We start from the raw sequence: 3,013 nt of genomic DNA on the forward strand, positions 1-3,013 counted from the left end.
ATATTATGTCTGCGTAGTTCCTCCTTGGGCATTGCCTAAATAGCCAGATTTATTGCTTTTAGGATGACTTAATGTTATGGTACTCCTATCTATATTCTTAAATGACTCACTAAAATTAATTCAAAACAACATGCAACTTCCTTAATAATTACACGTCATCAAAGCATATAATTATTCAAAGAATTAAACATTAATACTTATGAAAAAAATAATATCATTATTTACTATTTCACTAATTCTTCTTTTCAATGGTAGCCTAATAGCACAGGTTTGGCTGAACCCCAACACCAGCTGGTCACAAAAATGTGCAGCAATGTCGGGATCTGCAGATGCGTACTCTTGTATTACTAATGACTCGATTGTTGTCAATGGTACTATTGCCAAAACCGTTACCCGATCTACAGATTGGTCTTTTAGTACAGTAACTGAAGATAATTACCTTTATGCTAATGGTGATAAATTATATATGGAGATGAATGGCTCTTTCCAATTAATTTATGATATGAATCTCACTCCTGGTGATTCTATCGTTGTCAACCCTTACAACACCTGTACTGTTCGGATGCATATCGATTCTCTCTCCACAATTCAAGTCAATAGTCAATTGAAACGGGTACAACACGTTCATTACACCTATGACCCTAATGATGGAAACTTACCTTCAGGAAGCACTATTAACTTTGGTAACAATCAATTAGTTATTGAAGGTATGGGTACAAATAATCATGCTTTATATTGGTTTGAAAATTTTTGTTTTCTAGAAGGTACATTTTATAGACTAACTTGCTTCAAGGAAGGATCTTCTCAACACATCCTTGAAGCAAATTCAACCTGCCACACATGTCAATCAACAAATTCTATATCGGACTTGAGCTCAAACCAAAACAAATGGACTTTTTACCCCAATCCAGTTACTGATCAATTTACAATTAGTGAACTAAATGGAGTCCCATCCCAATACAACCTTATTCTAAAAACCATCACTGGCAAAACCGTATTAGAACAAACAGGTGAAGCTTCAAATATTACTATAGATGTAAGTAATTTACCTACTGGCACATATACGGCAACAGTAAAAACCAACTCCGACATCAAAACCTTTAGATTTGTTAAATAATTAACATTTTAAACTGTTTTCCTCCCCTTTTGAAGTCCTTTTCTCCGAGCTAAGTAACCTAACTTAATCCTTTGCCAACTTACATTCTAATAGTTTGTCTACGTCATTCCTCTATGGGCTTTTAAATACTTGAATTTCGCGTAGCGATCTATTACATAGCATTGGTTAAAATTCATTCCCAATTAAAGAAGATTAATCCTCGTTTGAGAAGAATAACACATTCCCTTAACGCTATATGTGTAATAGTCAGTAGGTTAGTTCTTAGGTATTAATCAAGTGATAAATATTTTCATAATGCTATCCAGATTAGCGAATTGCTTAGGTCAAGCTTCGTACGTATAGGCTTTAATACTATTTTATTAAACGTGAATTTAGATAAGAGGGCATTACTATATCATAATTAAAAATTCTAATACTCAATCACAATTTGAACGATTAATTATTCAGTAATCCATATGTTATTCGATTATAATAATAACTGCTAGCCAACTGGAATGCCAACAGTTAACATGTATTTGCTGCGTAACCTGAATGAATCATTTTTGACCCTTAACGGCAATCCGATATAGACATTTCGATTACAGCGATTGGCTGCGTATCCATACAGCGAGTACTGCTATCGCAACTGCTGCTAATACTAATCCTATTATTGAGGAACTTCAGCTAGCACGGCTTCTCTGTACTAACGATGCAAAGTTGTTCACCAAATCATTATGCTTACATATTAAAATAATTCTCACTGCTCAATAGTTCAATGAGAATATTGTTTCGTTCATTTAGTGTTTCTTTTATATCAATGGACTTGGATATTAGTTCGTTTATGAATAGTTTAAAAGGAATGGCATTCTATATATAATTTTAAAATTATATTGAATAAGAATCGAATTACAACAGGAAAACGACGCTACCACTATGAAAAACATCCCAAAAAGAGAGGATCTTGAAGATTTTCTAGACCACTGTGCGATTGGAGTTCATTTAGTTTCCGTTGATGGAACTATACTATGGGCGAATCAATCTGAATTGAATTTTCTAGAATATTCCGAAGACGAGTATGTTGGTGAAAACATAACTGAATTTCACAGAGATGCAGACGTAATTAATACAATTCTCACTTTACTAACAAGTGGATCAGAATTGAACGCTTATCCAGCCCGCTTATTAGCGAAAAATGGAAATGTTGAACATGTACTTATAAACTCTAATGTTTATCGAGTAGATGGTGAATTTATTCACACGAGATGCTTTACATCAGGAATCACTAAGACAGTATATGAAGAATTAAGACTAAACATGTAAGTTATGGAAGAATTCAGAAGCAACATTACGGCCCTAATTAAGAAAATATTAAACAACGATCGAATTTCATCGGAAGATTTTAATATTACCGGAATCTCATCAGAAGAAAGGAAATTACTTAAAACCATGGTGTCTAAGAAATCTTCAAATGAAGGCTTAGATACATTAAAAAATATAACTGAAGAAATTACGAATCAGAATATTTCTAGAGTGAATGATTTAATTGATGATTTAGATTTTGCCGAAAAGGAAATAATGACATTTAACAATCAACTAAATGATATTTTCTCTTCGATCAAAGACAAAGTTTTTATTTTAGATAAAAACAAAATTATCACTAAAGTAAATAAAGCTGCATGCGATATATCCGTATACGGTGTTAACGATTTCATCAATAAGAAGTTCGTATCCTTTTTTAAATTTCCAAATAATAAACGACGCGTATTTTTCAATCAAGAAAATCAATTATTAGAGTTTGAAGCTGTTCTTAACTATGAGAGCGAGAGTCCTGTCCATGTTGTACTATCAGTTATTCAAATGATTAACAAGTCCGGAAGAATTTATGGGTATGTAGTTAGATTGGATTATGCAGAGGAA

The 3,013-nt window shown here is 32.8% G+C and carries 3 protein-coding genes; all 3 read left to right on the top strand.

The annotated features are described in order from the left end of the window. Window positions 1-199: 199 nt before the first annotated feature. Entirely contained in the window at window positions 200-1,117 is a 918-nt protein-coding gene (locus HRT72_12590) for a T9SS type A sorting domain-containing protein (GenBank protein NQY68543.1), read from the top strand. 912 nt (window positions 1,118-2,029) lie between these two features. Then, the gene (locus tag HRT72_12595) at window positions 2,030-2,416 is read left to right on the top strand and encodes a PAS domain-containing protein (protein NQY68544.1); all 387 of its coding nucleotides are present in this window, start codon (window positions 2,030-2,032) and stop codon (window positions 2,414-2,416) included. A gap of 3 nt (window positions 2,417-2,419) precedes the next feature. Then, a partial coding sequence (locus HRT72_12600; GenBank protein ID NQY68545.1) for a PAS domain-containing protein occupies window positions 2,420-3,013 on the top strand: 594 nt, incomplete at its 3' end.

It is taken from the genome of Flavobacteriales bacterium, assembly GCA_013214975.1.
GTDB lineage: Bacteria > Bacteroidota > Bacteroidia > DT-38 > DT-38 > DT-38.